Raw genomic sequence first — 15,626 nt, forward strand, 5'->3', positions numbered from 1 at the left:
ATCTTATCAGCGACTCGCCTGAAATGCCTTCAGCCCTTTCAGCGCCTGGGCGCGGACGGCGTTGCGCACCAGTGGCGTCCAGCCAAGCAGCAGGCCCTTGAAGCCCAGCGCCTGACGCGACCAGCGCCACAGGTCGAATTGGTCGTGGTGTTCACAGATCTTGCCGTCACGGAAGACGAAGCGTGCCTGGATGTCGTTGATCACGACGTTGCCGGTCTGGCTGAACAGGTAGGTCGCCACCCAGTGGGCGCCGCCGCTGCGTTCGTCGGCGCGGACGTTGTCGAAGGTCAGGGAGAAGTCCTTGGCGCGGGTGGTGAGCATGCGCCACATGTCGCCGGCATCGCGCCCGCGCAGTTCGCCGAAGGCCGGATCGCTGAACACTACGTCGTCGGTGTAGCAGGCGGCCATGGCCTCGGCGTCGAGGCGCTGGAAAGCCTGGTAGAAACGGGTGATCAGGGCGCTGTGGGCTACTTCACTCATGGGCAATCTCCAGGAAATGTACAGATTGCCAGCACGATAATCCGCAACCGCGCGAAACACTATCGGCATTCGCATTCCGAATACCGACAATGTGTGCGCGTCAGACCTTTTCGCTTGTCACCTGCACGTACAGCGCGCGACCGGCACCGAGGCCGGCGAGGATTGCCCCGGCACCGATGATGCCGAAGATCCAGCCCACGGCGTTCCAGCCGCCGGTCCAGTCGTGCACCACGCCGACCGCGAACGGCCCCATGGACGCGAGGGTGTAGCCAAAGCCTTGGGACATGCTCGACAGGTTCGCCGCCACGTGGGAATCCCGCGAGCGCAGCACGATCAGGGTCAGCGCCAGGCTGAACGTACCGCCCTGCCCCAGGCCCAGCAGGATCGCCCAGCCCCACAGACCTTCGATCGGCGCGTACAGGCAACCGAACAGGCCGCCAAGGGTCAGCGCCATTACTACCACGATCGCCAGGCGCTGATCCTTGCCCCGGGTGGCCAGCCACGGTGCCGCCAGGGAACTGGCGAGCTGGATGATCACCGAACCGGACAGCACCAGACCGGCCTGGGTTGGCGTCAGCCCGCGACCGATGAGGATCGACGGCAACCAGCCGAACACGATGTAGGCCAGCGACGACTGCAGGCCCATGTACAAGGTCACTTGCCAGGCCAGCGGATCCCGCAGCAGACCGCGCACCCGGTAGGCAACGTTGTGCGCACCGTGCTTCTGGCCGATTTGCGGCAGCCAGAAAACCGCAGCAACCAGCGCCGGAATCACCCAGAACCCCAATCCCATGGCCCAGCTGTGGTTGAAGTGCTCACTCAGTGGCACGGTGGACCCCGCCGCCATCGCCGCACCCAGGCACAGGGCCATGGTGTAGACACCGGTCATGGTGCCGGCATGCTTGGCGAAGTCACGCTTGACGATGCCCGGCAGCAACACGCCGATGATGCCGATGCTCGCGCCACCCACCACACTGCCGGCGAACAGACCGATCTCACCGAAATTGCTGCGCAGGATAATGCCGCCGGCCAGTGTCAGAAGAATCCCCAAGACCACCCGCTCGGCACCGAAACGCCGCGCGAGCACCGGGGCCAGCGGGGCGAACAAGCCGAGGCAGAGCACCGGCAATGTCGTCAGCAATCCTGCCTGAGCAGCTGACAAGCCAAGGCTTCTCGACACCTCACTGAGCAACGGCGCCATGCTCGACAGCGCCGGTCGCAGGTTCAACGCCACCAGGATCAGCCCCAGCAGCAACAGCCACGGGCGCCGCACCAGCGGATGGCTTTGCTGCACCTGCTCGTCATCGGCTTCGGCGTCGATCAACAACTCTTCGAGCTCGGCCTTGCGAACGGCAGCCGGGGACACTTCTGGGCGGGACATGGTTTTCTCGGTTTCAAGGTTCATTGATCAACTGCCTCGACAGGGCTTTGGCCCGCTCCGGGTCGCGTTGCTCGACGGCCTCCAGCAAGGCGACGTGCAAATCGAAGACTTCCTGTCGACGGGGGACGATGTTCAGGGTCTGGCGCAGTTGCGCGCCAACGATGCTGGAAAAATAGCGATACAGCTCGCTGAGGGTCGGGTTGTGCGCGGCGTCCACCAGACGGCGGTGAAACACCAGATCGCAGGCGATGTAGCTGTCGAGGTCGCCATGGTAGTGACTGCCGGCGTGCCCCAGTGCCTCGCGCAGAGCCACAAGGTCGTCGTCGGTCCGACGCAAAGCCGCCAGGCCGATGGCCTCGACTTCAAGGATGTGCCGGGTTTCCCGGGCCTGATCCAGCGAGCATCTGGACAGTGCCTTGAGCGTGTCCATCGGATCAACCACCGCCCGCAGGTAACTGCCGTCACCCTGACGGATTTCGATCAACCCGGAAAATGCCAGCACCCGCATCGCCTCGCGCACGGTGTTGCGGCTGATGCCGAGTTCGGCGCACAGCTCGGGCTCGGTCGGCAACCGCTGACCGACCTGCCAGGTGCCGTCGGTGATGCGCTGACGCAATTGATCCAGGGCCTGATCGACCAAAGATCGCTTAATGAGTGGAGAAATGTCTGACATAGGATTCGCCCTTTCATCCAATCATGGGATGAATTTTCTGACATGTTAGTCAGCTCCGTGTAGGACGGCAACCACCTAGGGTCAGAGAGAGACAAATGGAGCGGGATTTTCGATTAGTCAAAATTACCCTTTAAGGGTAATTTCAGGGACAGGGTTTTGGTTTCTTATGGAAAAGAACACACCCCATTACGACTTGGTGGTGATCAAGGCAGAGGTCAGGCGACGGGGAAGACAGGCATTCACCAAGAGCGCAGAAAAAACCGGACTGGATCTCGGCTTCAGCATCATAGAGATGCAAGAAATCGTTTTCGAACTGCAGAACAGGATGTTGTACAAGTCGATGACCACCTATGACGATCATCGAGTCTGGCAAGACGTTTATCACACGCACTCACACGATCTGGAGATTTACATCAAGGTGACATACCGCCCCGAAGGTGGCCCACCGGTAATCTCCTTCAAGGAGAAAAACCAATGAAGACCCGGCAATGTTTCAGCTGCGGTGCACGTGAGGGAATGACACATTTCGAGGGCCGCGGCGAAACCATCAGTGTCAAAGGCATGGAACGTCGTATCGATGACCTTGCTGGCTGGGAATGTCGCAAATGCGGTGAGGTCGAGTGGGACGCCGATACCGATAGTGCAGAACGCTACACGCAAGCCGGTGATGATCTGGTGATTGCTGCCCGACAAATGATCGGTAACGAGATGAAGCGCATCCGGCGCAAATTGCACCTGACGCAAAAAGAAACGGTGCAACTGCTTTCTGGTGGCGGACACAACGCATTTTCCCGCTATGAGCGCGGCGAAGTGCTTCCGCCGAAGGCGTTGATGCTGCTGATGCGCCTGCTCGATCGCTATCCGCACTTGCTCGCCGATGCGAAAGCCCTGGGTGAAGGGGCGGATCTGAGGAACGCCTTCAAGTTCACCGAGCACAAAGAACAAGAAGCCCTCACCGCCTCCTGACCCACAAAAAACAAACCCGGCACTAGGCCGGGTTGGTTTTACTCATCAGATATCAATGCAGGATCTGACTCAGGAACAGCTTCGTCCGATCATTCTGCGGATTGTCGAAGAAGTCGTTGGGTGCCGCCTGCTCGACGATTTCGCCCTTGTCCATGAAGATCACGCGGTTGGCCACGGTGCGGGCGAAGCCCATTTCGTGGGTCACGCAGAGCATGGTCATACCGTCTTCGGCGAGGCCGATCATGGTGTCGAGTACTTCTTTCACCATCTCCGGGTCGAGTGCCGAGGTCGGTTCGTCGAACAGCATGATTTTCGGTTTCATGCACAACGCGCGGGCGATCGCCACACGCTGCTGCTGACCGCCGGACAGTTGCCCCGGGTACTTGTGCGCCTGCTCCGGAATGCGTACGCGTTCCAGGTAATGCATGGCGATTTCCTCGGCCTTGCGCTTGGGCATCTTGCGTACCCACATCGGCGCCAGGGTGCAGTTCTGCAGGATGGTCAGGTGCGGGAACAGGTTGAAGTGCTGGAACACCATGCCGACTTCACGGCGGATCGCTTCGATCTGCTTGAGGTCGTTGGTCAGCTCCACGCCATCGACCACGATGCGGCCCTGCTGGTGCTCTTCCAGACGGTTGAGGCAGCGGATGGTGGTGGATTTGCCGGAACCCGACGGGCCGCACAGCACGATACGCTCGCCCTGACGCACGTTGAGGTTGATGTCTTTCAGCACGTGGAACTGGCCGTACCACTTGTTCACGCCCTGCATCTGAATGATGCCTTCAGGGCCCACTGGCTTTTTGATTGCTTCGCTCATCGAAAAAACTCCTAACGCTTGTGGCCAGTGTCGAGCTTGCGTTCCAGGTGCATGGAATAGCGCGACATACCAAAACAGAAAATCCAGAACACCAGGGCGGCGAACACGTAGCCTTCGGTGGCCATGCCCAGCCATTTCGGATCGGCAGCGGCTTGCTTGACGCTGTTGAGCAGGTCAAAGAGGCCGATGATGATCACCAGGCTGGTGTCCTTGAACAGCGCGATGAAGGTGTTGACGATGCCGGGAATCACCAGCTTCAGGGCTTGCGGCAGAATCACCAGGCCCATGGCGCGCCAGTAACCGAGCCCCATCGCGGCCGCGGCTTCGTACTGGCCCTTGGGGATCGCTTGCAGACCGCCGCGCACCACTTCGGCGACGTACGCCGACTGGAACAGGATCACGCCGATCAGCGCCCGCAGCAGCTTGTCGAAGTTCATGCCTTCGGGCAGGAACAGCGGCAGCATCACCGAGGACATGAACAGCACGGTGATCAACGGCACGCCGCGCCAGAACTCGATGAAGGTCACGCAGACCACACGGATCGCCGGCATGTTCGAACGCCGGCCCAGCGCCAGGACAATCCCCAGCGGCAACGCACCGGCGATGCCGACAGTGGCGATCACCAGGGTCAGCATCAGACCGCCCCACTGGCTGGTCGCCACGGTGTCGAGGCCGAAGACGCCGCCATGCAGCAGGCACCAGGCAACGATCGGGTAGACCACCAGGAAGCTCAGGCCGTACACCGCCTTGTGCGCCACGCGCTTGATGAACAGTGGCGCCACGCCGATGACCGCCAGCCACACCGTCAGGTCCACGCGCCAGCGTAGTTCCGGCGGGTAGTAGCCGTACATGAACTGACCGAAACGCTGCTGGATGAACACCCAGCAGGCGCCGTCCTTGGTGCAGTCGGCGCGGGTAGTGCCGACCCAGTTGGCATCGATGATCGCCCAGCTGAGGATCGGCGGAATCACCAGATAGATCAGGTAGAACGCGAACAGGGTCAGCAGGGTGTTGAGCCAACTGGAGAACATGTTCGCGCGGATCCACGCCATCGGGCCGAAGACCTTGGCCGGCGGTGGCATGTCGGGTTTGAAAGTATGAGTACTCATGCGCTATTCCTTACCGCTCGATCAGCGCGATGCGCTTGTTGTACCAGTTCATCAGCAGGGAAATGCTGATACTGATCGCCAGGTACACGCTCATGGTGATGGCAATGACTTCGATCGCCTGACCGGTCTGGTTCAGCACGGTGCCGGCGAACAGCGAAACCATTTCCGGATAACCGATACCGGCCGCCAGCGAGGAGTTCTTCGCCAGGTTCAGGTATTGGCTGGTCAGCGGCGGGATGATGACCCGCAGCGCTTGCGGAATGATCACCTTGCGCAGGGTCGGACCGTTGCGCAGGCCGAGCGAATGCGCCGCCTCGGTCTGGCCGTGGCTGACCGACTTGATGCCCGAACGCACGATCTCGGCGATAAACGCGGCGGTGTAAACCGTCAGCGCCAGGGTCAAGGCCAGCAGTTCCGGAATCAGCACCCAGCCACCGACGAAGTTGAAGCCTTGCAGCTTCGGCATTTCCCAATGCACGGGCGCACCGAAGATCAGCGCGCACAGCGCCGGGATCACCAGGAACAGCGCCAGACCGGCCCAGAACTTGTGGAACGGCTCGCCGGTGGCTTCAAAGCGTTTGTTGGCCCAGCGGCTCATCAGCACGATGGCGACGATGGCCACCACGATGCTGATCACGAACGCCCAGAAACCGTCGGCCATTTGCGCGGCCGGCATGTTCAGGCCACGGCTGCTGACGAAGAAGGTATCGCCGAAGTTGTGGCTGTTGCGCGGCCCCGGCATGGTCAGGAACACCGCGAAGTACCAGAACAGGATCTGCAGCAGTGGCGGGATGTTACGGAACACCTCCACGTACACCGTCGCCAGTTTGGCGATGATCCAGTTCTTCGACAGGCGCGCCACGCCGACGATGAAGCCGAGGATCGTGGCCAGGATCACGCCGATGAAGGTCACCAGCAGCGTGTTGAGCAGGCCGATGACAAACACCCGGGCATAACTGTCCGCTTCGGTGTAGGAGATCAGGTGTTGAGCGATGCCGAACCCGGCACTGCGCTCGAGAAAGTCGAACCCCGAAGTGATACCCCGGTGTTGCAGGTTGGTCTGGGTGTTATCGAACAGATACCAGCCCAGGGAGACCACCGCCACGATGGTGATGATCTGAAATACCCACGCACGCACTCGTGGATCGCTGAGGCTGAGCCTCTGCTTTGGTGCGCCGATTGAATTTTGCATGAAGTGCCCCGGAAATAATGGAACAGAACGTCACCCGGCAGTTGGCCTGCCGGGTGACAGAACCATCAGCGCACTGGTGGTGCGTATTGAATGCCGCCGTTGTTCCACAGCGCGTTCAGGCCGCGGTCGATTTCCAGCGGAGTGCTCTTGCCGAGGTTTTTCTCGAAGATTTCGCCGTAGTTGCCGACTTGCTTGACGATCTGTACGACCCAGTCCTTCGGCAGTTTCAGGTCTTTGCCGTATTCGCCGTCTGCGCCGAGCATACGAGCGACATCCGGGTTCTTGGTGGCTTTGGCTTCAGCTTCGACGTTCTTCGAAGAGATGCCGGCTTCTTCGGTGTTCAGCAGCGCGTAGCCAACCCAACGCACGATGGCCAGCCACTCGTCGTCGCCGTTACGCACGACCGGGCCCAGGGGTTCCTTGGAAATGGTTTCCGGCAGAACCACGTAGTCCTTCGGCGAAGCCAGCTTGCTGCGCTGGGCGAACAGCTGGGACTTGTCGGAGGTCAGCACGTCGCAACGACCGGATTCCAGCGACTTGGCGCTTTCATCGGAGGTGTCGAAAGTGATCGGGGTGTATTTCAGACCGTTGCCGCGGAAGTAGTCGGAAACGTTCAGCTCGGTGGTGGTACCCGCCTGGATGCAGATGGTTGCACCGTCCAGCTCTTTGGCACTCTTCACGCCCAGCTTGTTGTTTACCAGGAAGCCGATGCCGTCGTAGTAGGTAATGAAGCCCGGGAATTTCAGGCCCATGCCCGCGTCACGGGAGCTGGTCATGGTGGTGTTGCGCGACAGGATGTCAATCTCGCCCGACTGCAGCGCGGTGAAACGCTCCTTGGCGTTCAACTGACTGAACTTGACCTTGGTCGCGTCGCCGAACACGGCAGCGGCCACGGCGCGGCAGACGTCAGCATCGATACCCACGATCTTGCCGGTGGAATCCGGAACCGAGAAGCCTGGCAAGCCATCGCTGACGCCGCACTGCACGAATCCTTTCTTCTTCACTGCATCCAGGGTTGCACCCGCCTGAGCGAACCCGCTGACACCCAGTACTGCAGCAGCAGTCACGATCGCCAGAGTGGATTTCAACATCTTCATTCAAACCTCCAGTTTTGCTCTTGTTGTGTCGGAGCTTGAGTCCAGTCGCACCCTTTTGAGGCGTTGTTGACCCGTGTTGGCTTTTTTTGGGGTCAACCGACGCAGGACCTTCGCTATGAGTCTAGTAGGAGACAATCCACATCATGGACAACTCACTTCTCACCAGTCGGCCGAACGGGCGGTAGCCCTTTCACGTTCGCTAAGCCCGTTGCGGCCATTGGCGAACATCCATCACCGGATTCTTTGCTATCCCGTCGCCAGGCGTTCACTGATAGTGTTACCGCCAGGCGCGAGATCGATTGCACGACTACCTCATAGCAAAGCCCGTACCACACCGGCTGCTGAAGCGATTGAGTGGCAGGTCAATAGCAAAACTTGCAGCCTTGCGACATCTTCTTAACGGATCAACCGGGCGCGCACGCAAATCACGCACTCAATGAGAGCGCCCGCACACAATTGGAGCAGCCATGACCGAGCCCTTGATTCTTCAGCCTGTTAAGCCCGCAGACGCCTGCGTGATCTGGCTGCACGGCCTCGGCGCCGACCGCTACGACTTTCTGCCGGTGGCCGAAGCGCTTCAGGAAAGCCTGCTGAGCACGCGGTTCGTCCTGCCCCAGGCGCCGACCCGTCCGGTGACGATAAATGGCGGATATGCCATGCCGAGCTGGTACGACATCAAAGCCATGAGCCCGGCCCGGGCAATCGACCGCGATGAGCTGGAAGCGTCCGCCGACCGCATCATCGAATTGATCGAAGAACAGCGAAGCAGCGGAATAGACGCTTCGCGGATTTTCCTCGCCGGCTTTTCCCAGGGCGGCGCCGTGGTCTATCACACCGCATTCCTGAAATGGCAGGGGCCGTTGGGCGGGGTGCTGGCACTATCGACATACGCGCCGACGTTCAGCGATGAACTGGAGTTGTCCGCCAGCCAGCAGCGGATTCCGGTGCTGGCACTGCACGGCCAGTTCGACAACGTGGTGCAGAACTCCATGGGTCGCACGGCTTATGAGTATCTCAAGGCCCATGGTGTCACCGTGACATGGCAGGAATACCCAATGGAGCACGAAGTGTTACCCGAAGAAATTCGCGACATCGGCACATGGTTGAGCGAACGCCTGCGCTGACAATTGCGACAGGGGTCGCCCTTTGATCATCCCACTACGCCGCGCCCGTTTCTTGCATTACACTGGCCGGCGTACATTCCTTAACCAATTGATGAGATGACCGTGCTCAAAGCACTCAAGAAAATGTTCGGTAAAAGCGAGGCTGAGCAGCTCGCGCCAGTCCCCACTGCGCCGTCGCACGCCCCCGGTCATCGCAACGATGCCAGCCAGGCCGACCGCCAGACGCCCAAACGCGAACCGAAACCCGCTCCAGCTGCCGCGCCCGCTACCGAGCCGGCCCGCAGCGAAGCACCGAAACCGGCCAAACCACGTCGCGAACCCAAGCCCAAGGCGCCGGTGATTCCCTGGAAACTCGAAGACTTCGTCGTCGAGCCGCAGGAAGGCAAGACCCGCTTCCACGATTTCAAGCTCGCCCCGGAACTGATGCACGCCATCCACGACCTGGGTTTCCCGTATTGCACACCGATCCAGGCCCAGGTGCTGGGTTATACCCTCGCCGGCAAAGACGCCATCGGCCGCGCCCAGACCGGCACCGGCAAGACCGCCGCGTTCCTGATCTCGATCATCACCCAGCTGTTGCAGACCCCGCCGCCGAAAGAGCGCTACATGGGCGAACCACGGGCGCTGATCATCGCGCCGACCCGCGAGCTGGTGGTGCAGATCGCCAAGGACGCAGCCGACCTGACCAAGTACACCGGCCTCAACGTCATGACGTTCGTCGGCGGCATGGACTTCGACAAGCAGCTCAAGCACCTCGAAGCGCGCCATTGCGACATCCTCGTCGCGACCCCGGGCCGCCTGCTTGACTTCAACCAGCGCGGTGACGTGCACCTGGACATGGTCGAAGTGATGGTGCTGGACGAAGCCGACCGCATGCTCGACATGGGCTTCATCCCGCAGGTCCGGCAGATCATTCGCCAGACCCCGCCGAAAAGCGAACGCCAGACTCTGCTGTTCTCCGCGACCTTCACCGAGGACGTGATGAACCTCGCCAAGCAGTGGACCACCGATCCTGCGATCGTCGAAATCGAAGTCACCAACGTGGCCAACGAGAACGTCGAGCAGCACATCTACGCGGTGGCCGGTGCCGACAAATACAAACTGCTGTTCAACCTGGTCAACGATAACGGCTGGGAGCGGGTCATCGTGTTCGCCAACCGCAAGGACGAAGTGCGCCGTATCGAAGAACGCCTGGTGCGTGACGGCATCAACGCCGCGCAACTGTCCGGCGACGTGCCGCAGCACAAGCGGATCAAGACGCTCGAAGGCTTCCGCGAAGGCAAGATCCGGGTACTGGTCGCCACCGACGTGGCCGGGCGCGGTATCCACATCGACGGCATCAGCCACGTGATCAACTTCACCCTGCCGGAAGTCCCGGACGACTATGTGCACCGTATCGGTCGTACCGGTCGTGCTGGCGCCGACGGCGTGTCGATCAGCTTCGCCGGTGAGGACGACTCCTATCAGTTGCCGTCCATCGAAGAAAAACTCGGTCGCAAGATCAGCTGTGAAACGCCGCCGACCCATCTATTGCGGGCGGTTGAGCGCAAGCGTCCACAGTAACCGACGCTATAAAGAGAAGCGCATCCGGCAACGGACTGCGCTTTTTTTTCGCCCGGATATTGTTCAACAACACTAAAAGTCCATAATGGACAAATTAGTTTATAAACAATCTGCGGAGTCCGACATGCCCAGTACGCCTTACGTGATCGACCAAACCCAGGCCCGCGAGCTGCTGGCCCGGATCGATGTGCCGCAGATCCTGCGCAAGCTGTTCCGCGATCTGGCGGCCGGGCATGCGGTGCAACCGGCGCAGCAACTGGTGGAGTTCCCCCAGGGCGCCGGGGACTTCATCAACTATCTGGGCGTGCTGGCGGAAGACGGCGTGTACGGGGTCAAGACCTCGCCGTACATCGTTCGCGAACAAGGCCCGCTGGTGACGGCGTGGACGTTGTTGATGTCGATACACACCGGCCAGCCGCTGCTGCTCTGCGATGCCGGCGAACTGACCACCGCCCGTACCGCTGCGACCACCGCCGTGGCGGTCGATGCCCTCGCCCCCCTGAAAGCCACGCGACTGGCAATCATCGGCAGCGGCAAGGTCGCCCAGGCGCACCTGCATTACGTCAAAACGTTGCGCGACTGGCAGAGCATCAGTGTGTACTCGCCGACCTTGAGCGACGACCCGGCAACCGCCCGCCAACTGCAAGCCCTCGATCCACGGGTGAACATCGCCGACAGCCGCGAAACCGCTATCGCCGATGCCGACGTGATCATGCTCTGTACCTCGTCCGCCGGCCCCGTGATCGACCCGGCAACTTTAAGCAAACCGGCGCTCATCACTTCGATAAGCACCAACGCACCGCGCGCCCACGAAGTGCCGCCGCAAAGCCTCAACGACATGCAGGTGTTCTGTGACTATCGTATGACCACCCCGGACTCGGCCGGCGAGATGCTGATCGCCAGCGAACAACATGGCTGGGACCACAGCGCGATCCTCGGTGATCTCGCGGATCTGCTCAGCGAAAAAGTGCAGCGCCCCGATTACAACCGTCACGTGTTTTTCCGCTCCATCGGTCTGGGCCTGGAAGACATCGCCCTGGCCAACGCCGTCTATCAATTGCAGCGCTGACACCGGAGATTTTCATGAGTCATGCAGATTTCATCATCATCGGCGGCGGGATTGCCGGCGCGTCCACCGGTTTCTGGCTGTCGCAACACGGCAAGGTTGTGGTGCTGGAGCGCGAGTCGCACCCGGCTTATCACTCGACCGGTCGTTCGGCTGCGCTGTTCACCGCTGCTTATGGCACAGCACAGGTCCGGGCGCTGACCCAGGCCAGCCGTGAATTCTTCGACCATCCGCCCAGCGGCTTCTGCGAGCACCCGCTGCTGACCCCGCGCGGCGAAATGACCGTCGACTTCACCGGCGACGCCGCCGAGCTGAACAATCAATACCTCAGCGCCAAGGCCACGGTGCCGCAGATGCAGCTGCTCAGCGCGGATGAAGCCTGCGCGCGGCTGCCGATCCTGCGTCGGGAGAAAGTCCATGGCGCGATCTACGACCCGACCGCCAGCGACATCGACACCGACGCCCTGCATCAGGGCTATCTGCGCGGTATCCGCCGCAACAACGGCCAGGTGCAGACCGATTGCGAAGTGCTCGGAATGAGCCGCGACGCCGACGGCATCTGGCAAGTGCAGACCAACGGCCAGAGCTTCAGCGCTCCCGTCGTGATCAACGCCGCCGGCGCCTGGGCCGACAAGATCGCTGCCCTGGCCGGCGCCCGGCCGCTGGGCCTGCAACCGAAACGCCGGGCCGCGTTCATTTTCGCCGGCCCCGAGGGCGTCGACATCCACCATTGGCCGATGCTGGTCAGCCTCGACGAATCCTTCTATATGAAGCCCGACGCCGGCATGTTCCTCGGCTCGCCGGCCAACGCCGATCCGGTCGAACCCCACGACGTACAGCCCGAAGAACTGGACATTGCCATGGGCATTTACCAGATCGAGGAAGCGACGACCCTGACCATCCGCCGCCCGACCCGCACCTGGGCCGGCCTGCGCAGTTTCGTCGCCGACGGCGATTTGCTGTCCGGGTTCGATCCGCAGGTGCCGGGGCTGTTCTGGGTCGCGGCCCAGGGCGGTTACGGTATCCAGACCTCCCCGGCCATGGGTCAGGCCAGTGCGGCACTGGTGCGTGGTGAATCGTTACCCGAACACCTTCAGCAATTCGGCCTGACCGCCGCCATGCTCGCCCCTGCCCGCCTGGCCTGACCGTCCGCCCGGATGACGCGCCCGACGGATTGCGGCACACTCTCAACGCCCCCGGATCACGGGGGCGTTGACGTTGCCTGGAGCTCCACAGTTATGACCGCCCCCGAACACACGCCCGAGCTGCATGACGCCGCGCTGGACAACTACCACGCCATCGCCGACGCCATTGCCACGCTGTTCTTTCCCCATGCCGAAGTGGTGTTGCATGACCTGCGCACGCAGAAGGTCGACTACATCGCCAACAACCTGTCGAAACGGGTGATCGGCGACGAATCGTCACTGGAAGACATGCTCAGCGACGAGGTCAGCGAACGGAACATCGGCCCGTACGAAAAGCTCAATTGGGACGGCCAGAAGATTCGCAGCCTGAGCACCGTGCTGCGCGACAGCGAAGGTCATCCGCTGGCGGTGCTGTGCATCAACCTGAATATTTCGCTGTTCGAAAATGCCAAAGCTGCGCTGGACCTGTTCCTCTCGCCGAGCAAACTGATCCCGCAACCGGACTCGCTGTTTCGCGATGACTGGCAGGAGCGGATCAACACCTTTCTGCACGCCTGGCTACGCGAACGGCAACTGAGCCTGAACCTGCTGACCCGCGATCACAAACGCGAACTGGTATTGGCGCTGCACGCCGAGGGGGCGTTCAAGGGCAAGAGCGCCTCGAACTATGTGGCCAATGTGCTGAACATGGGGCGGGCGACGGTGTACAAGCATTTGAAGGAATTGAAGGGCTGAAGATTTTGCGGTGAATCTGACGGCCTCATCGCTGGCAAGCCAGCTCCCACAGGTTTTGTGTACACCGAAAATCTCTGTGGGAGCTGGCTTGCCAGCGATGGCGGACGATTAGTCGCCGTAGATGTCCGATTTGAAGTACTTCTCGGAAATCTTCTGATATTCGCCACTGGCGCGAATGCCGTCGATGGCACTGTTCAACTGGCTGACCAGTTCGGTATTGCCCTTGCGCACCGCGATCCCCGCGCCCTCGCCCACGTACTTCGGATCCTTCAGCTCAGGCCCGACAAAGGCGTAACCCTTGCCGCGCGGCATCGACAGGAAGTCGTTCAGCGGGATGGTGTCGGCGAAGATCGCGTCGAGACGCCCGGCCGCCAGGTCCATGTAGATTTCTTCGTTGTTGCCATAGCGTTTGACGTTGATGCCCTTGGGCTCGAACACCTCGGTGGCGTAACGGTCGGTGGTGGTTGCACGCTGCACGCCGACGGTCTTGCCTTTGAGGCTGGCGTACTGGTCATCGACGCTCGCGCCTTCCTTCATCACCAGCCGCGACGAGGTGAAATAGTACTTGTGGGTGAAGTCCACCGACTTCTTGCGGTCTTCGTTGATGGTCATGGACGACAGCGCCATGTCGATTTTCTTCACTTTCAGGGAAGGAATCAGACCGTCGAACTCGCCCTCGACCCACACGCACTTGACCTGCATCTGCGCACACAGGGCATTGCCGATGTCGTAGTCGAAACCGACGATTTCACCCTTGTCGGTTTTCGAGGCGAAGGGCGGATACGCCGCTTCGATACCGATGCGCAGGATTTTCTCGGCGGCGAACGCGCTGCTGCACGCCAACAGGCTCAGTGCCAGACCGGTGATGAGGGGGAATTTCTTCATGTTCGTTCTCTCGCGGGTTGTTGTTGGTTTGGCAAGACGAAGAAGAGCAGCTGCAAGCGGCAAGCCTGAAGCTTCAAGCATGAGACTATTTTTGTACTTGTAAATCCATATTGGACTTTCATGTACAAATCGTCAATCAGGCAAAAGCCATCGGCATCAGCCAATGGTCGGCTGATGCACTAGAGGGGATAAAAGAAGATTTACTGCTTCCAGCGATCCGCCGCCGCATGATCGCTGTCACGGCCTTCGACCCAGCGCGGGCCGTCGCTGGTGTTCTCTTTCTTCCAGAACGGTGCGCGGGTTTTCAGGTAATCCATGACGAAGGCGCAGGCGTCGAACGCTGCCTGGCGGTGGGCACTGGCAGCGGCGACAAACACGATCGGCTCACCCGGTTCCAGCGCGCCGATGCGGTGCAGCACTTCCAGCTTCAACAGCGGCCAGCGCTCCTCGGCTTCAACGGCGATCTTGCCGAGGGCCTTTTCGGTCATGCCCGGATAGTGTTCGAGGAACATTCCGGCGACATCGAGGCCATCGTTGAAGTCGCGCACGTAGCCGACAAAACTCACCACCGCGCCGACGCCGACATTGGCCGCGTGCATCGCGTTGACTTCGGCACCCGGATCGAACGGTTCGGACTGCACCCGAATGTGCATGGCTCAGCCTCCGGTCACGGTGGGGAAAAACGCCACTTCGTCGCCATCCACCACCGGCTCGTCGAGCTGGCAGAGGTCTTCGTTGCGTGCGCACATCAGGTTCTGTTCGCTCAGCACCTCGGCCCCCTCACGCTGCGCCAGCAACGCACGAACGTCATCGACGGTGAAGAAATCACCCTCGACCTTCACCGAATCCACGCCCAGCGCCTCGCGGTAACGGGCAAAAAACTTCACGGTCAGGTTCATGGCTGCTCCGCCTGGAAATGCCCGCTCTTGCCGCCGACCTTCTCCAGCAGACGCACGCTTTCGATGGTCATGCCACGGTCCACGGCCTTGCACATGTCGTAGATCGTCAGCGCGGCGACGCTGGCGGCGGTCAGTGCTTCCATCTCGACGCCGGTCTGCCCGGACAGTTTGCAGCGAGCCACGATGCGTACCGTGTCATCGCCTTCGGCGCTGAGTTCGACCTTGACGCCGGTCAGCATCAGCGGATGGCACAGGGGAATCAGGTCACTGGTTTTCTTCGCCGCCTGAATGCCGGCAATGCGCGCCACGGCGAACACGTCGCCCTTGGGATGGCCGCCGCTGACAATCATCTGCAGGGTATCGGGCAGCATGCGCACCAGCGCTTGGGCCGTCGCTTCACGGAACGTCACGGCTTTTTCGGTGACGTCGACCATGTTGGCGCGACCTTGGGAATCGAGATGAGTCAGCACGGGATTACTCCTGATCAGGAGCGT

At 61.0% G+C, this 15,626-nt stretch carries 18 protein-coding genes; 7 read left to right on the forward strand and 11 right to left on the reverse strand.

Going from position 1 to position 15,626, the window contains the following annotated elements; all coding sequences use genetic code 11:
- Positions 1-6: 6 nt before the first annotated feature.
- From CAF80_RS04090 to CAF80_RS04100, 3 genes are all read right to left on the reverse strand, one after another.
- Positions 7-480 (reverse strand): nuclear transport factor 2 family protein, encoded by a 474-nt coding sequence (locus CAF80_RS04090; protein ID WP_085666865.1) that lies wholly within the window; start codon positions 478-480, stop codon positions 7-9.
- Between the two features lie 100 nt (positions 481-580).
- Entirely contained in the window at positions 581-1,885 is a 1,305-nt protein-coding gene (locus tag CAF80_RS04095; protein ID WP_039769487.1) for a CynX/NimT family MFS transporter, read from the reverse strand.
- Complete coding sequence (locus CAF80_RS04100; protein ID WP_039769486.1) at positions 1,875-2,534, reverse strand: FadR/GntR family transcriptional regulator; 660 nt, start codon at positions 2,532-2,534, stop codon at positions 1,875-1,877. Before CAF80_RS04100 ends, CAF80_RS04095 begins: the two co-directional genes overlap by 11 nt.
- Before the next feature lie 166 nt (positions 2,535-2,700).
- Between CAF80_RS04100 and CAF80_RS04105 the strand changes: the two genes are divergently transcribed.
- A complete protein-coding gene (locus CAF80_RS04105) occupies positions 2,701-3,012 on the forward strand; it encodes a type II toxin-antitoxin system MqsR family toxin (protein ID WP_074691191.1) in 312 nt (103 codons plus the stop codon).
- Positions 3,009-3,500 (forward strand): type II TA system antitoxin MqsA family protein, encoded by a 492-nt coding sequence (locus tag CAF80_RS04110; protein ID WP_074691189.1) that lies wholly within the window; start codon positions 3,009-3,011, stop codon positions 3,498-3,500. The genes CAF80_RS04105 and CAF80_RS04110 overlap by 4 nt, the downstream gene beginning before the upstream one ends.
- A gap of 52 nt (positions 3,501-3,552) precedes the next feature.
- On the opposite strand, the gene CAF80_RS04115 is transcribed toward CAF80_RS04110, so the two are convergent.
- The 4 genes from CAF80_RS04115 to CAF80_RS04130 all read right to left on the reverse strand — a co-directional run bounded on the left by CAF80_RS04115 (position 3,553) and on the right by CAF80_RS04130 (position 7,715).
- A complete protein-coding gene (locus CAF80_RS04115; RefSeq protein ID WP_007957337.1) occupies positions 3,553-4,317 on the reverse strand; it encodes an amino acid ABC transporter ATP-binding protein in 765 nt (254 codons plus the stop codon).
- A gap of 11 nt (positions 4,318-4,328) precedes the next feature.
- Positions 4,329-5,426 (reverse strand): amino acid ABC transporter permease, encoded by a 1,098-nt coding sequence (locus CAF80_RS04120; protein WP_007957335.1) that lies wholly within the window; start codon positions 5,424-5,426, stop codon positions 4,329-4,331.
- A gap of 10 nt (positions 5,427-5,436) precedes the next feature.
- Positions 5,437-6,618 (reverse strand): amino acid ABC transporter permease, encoded by a 1,182-nt coding sequence (locus tag CAF80_RS04125; RefSeq protein WP_039769483.1) that lies wholly within the window; start codon positions 6,616-6,618, stop codon positions 5,437-5,439.
- Positions 6,619-6,683: 65 nt separating this feature from the next.
- Positions 6,684-7,715, reverse strand: a complete 1,032-nt coding sequence (locus CAF80_RS04130; protein WP_007957332.1) for an amino acid ABC transporter substrate-binding protein — start codon at positions 7,713-7,715, stop codon at positions 6,684-6,686.
- A gap of 467 nt (positions 7,716-8,182) precedes the next feature.
- Between CAF80_RS04130 and CAF80_RS04135 the strand changes: the two genes are divergently transcribed.
- The 5 genes from CAF80_RS04135 (at position 8,183) to CAF80_RS04155 (ending at position 13,348) form a co-directional block, all read left to right on the forward strand.
- Complete coding sequence (locus tag CAF80_RS04135) at positions 8,183-8,839, forward strand: alpha/beta hydrolase (protein ID WP_039769482.1); 657 nt, start codon at positions 8,183-8,185, stop codon at positions 8,837-8,839.
- 96 nt (positions 8,840-8,935) lie between these two features.
- Positions 8,936-10,402 (forward strand): ATP-dependent RNA helicase RhlB, encoded by a 1,467-nt coding sequence (gene rhlB, locus CAF80_RS04140; protein WP_074691183.1) that lies wholly within the window; start codon positions 8,936-8,938, stop codon positions 10,400-10,402.
- 124 nt (positions 10,403-10,526) lie between these two features.
- Positions 10,527-11,471: an ornithine cyclodeaminase family protein gene (locus CAF80_RS04145; protein ID WP_085666866.1), complete on the forward strand. Its 945-nt coding sequence runs from the start codon at positions 10,527-10,529 to the stop codon at positions 11,469-11,471.
- A gap of 14 nt (positions 11,472-11,485) precedes the next feature.
- Entirely contained in the window at positions 11,486-12,613 is a 1,128-nt protein-coding gene (locus tag CAF80_RS04150) for an FAD-binding oxidoreductase (RefSeq protein WP_085666867.1), read from the forward strand.
- Positions 12,614-12,706: 93 nt separating this feature from the next.
- Complete coding sequence (locus tag CAF80_RS04155; protein WP_039769469.1) at positions 12,707-13,348, forward strand: transcriptional regulator; 642 nt, start codon at positions 12,707-12,709, stop codon at positions 13,346-13,348.
- A 108-nt stretch (positions 13,349-13,456) separates the two neighbouring features.
- Here CAF80_RS04155 and CAF80_RS04160 read toward each other — a convergent pair whose 3' ends face one another.
- The 4 genes from CAF80_RS04160 to moaC all read right to left on the reverse strand — a co-directional run bounded on the left by CAF80_RS04160 (position 13,457) and on the right by moaC (position 15,602).
- Positions 13,457-14,233 (reverse strand): ABC transporter substrate-binding protein, encoded by a 777-nt coding sequence (locus CAF80_RS04160; protein ID WP_085666868.1) that lies wholly within the window; start codon positions 14,231-14,233, stop codon positions 13,457-13,459.
- Between the two features lie 200 nt (positions 14,234-14,433).
- A complete protein-coding gene (gene moaE / locus CAF80_RS04165) occupies positions 14,434-14,886 on the reverse strand; it encodes a molybdopterin synthase catalytic subunit MoaE (RefSeq protein WP_039769465.1) in 453 nt (150 codons plus the stop codon).
- A 3-nt stretch (positions 14,887-14,889) separates the two neighbouring features.
- Positions 14,890-15,132, reverse strand: a complete 243-nt coding sequence (locus CAF80_RS04170; protein ID WP_039769463.1) for a MoaD/ThiS family protein — start codon at positions 15,130-15,132, stop codon at positions 14,890-14,892.
- Positions 15,129-15,602: a cyclic pyranopterin monophosphate synthase MoaC gene (moaC, locus tag CAF80_RS04175; protein WP_064382454.1), complete on the reverse strand. Its 474-nt coding sequence runs from the start codon at positions 15,600-15,602 to the stop codon at positions 15,129-15,131. Before moaC ends, CAF80_RS04170 begins: the two co-directional genes overlap by 4 nt.
- Positions 15,603-15,626 lie beyond the last annotated feature (24 nt).

It is taken from the genome of Pseudomonas sp. B34(2017) (assembly GCF_002112915.1).
GTDB lineage: Bacteria > Pseudomonadota > Gammaproteobacteria > Pseudomonadales > Pseudomonadaceae > Aquipseudomonas > Aquipseudomonas pharyngis.